At 50.6% G+C, this 429-nt stretch carries 1 protein-coding gene; it reads right to left on the bottom strand.

What is annotated here, in order from left to right:
* Positions 1–374: helix-turn-helix domain-containing protein (locus tag DCCM_RS05045; RefSeq protein ID WP_231702665.1), on the bottom strand; the 374-nt coding region annotated here is incomplete at its 3' end.
* Positions 375–429 lie beyond the last annotated feature (55 nt).

Here is a 429-nt window from a genome sequence, read left to right on the forward strand (position 1 = left end):
GCCTTATCGGCCAACAACCTTAATGACCATCTGGATCGTCCAGGCGGCGGAGAACTGCAACTAAGTGCAATTATCTTAGCCTCTACCTCGCCGGTAATCTTGGGCGCAACGGGCGGCGTCCTGCGCTTCTTTCTGTCAAGCGCAGCCTGTAGCCCTTTTTCAGAATACAGTCGCCGAACAGTATGAACCGTTTGCGGGTGAACATTAAAGAGCTGTGCGATTTCTGCCTGGCTCTTTCTACCGCCCCCACCGTTTTCATCAGCAGCCAGTAGCACATTGGCGTGCATGATGGATTTGGCTGAGGAGGAACCCTTCGAAACCATCTTGAGCAGGGTTTTTCGTTCACTCTCAGAAAGACGGACATGGTATTTCACTTTTGGCAAGGCATACCCCTCCCTCCCTGGAAAGAGTATACTATAAAAATGAATT

The organism is Desulfocucumis palustris, from assembly GCF_002933875.1.
Taxonomy (GTDB): Bacteria; Bacillota; Desulfotomaculia; order Desulfotomaculales; family Desulfocucumaceae; genus Desulfocucumis; species Desulfocucumis palustris.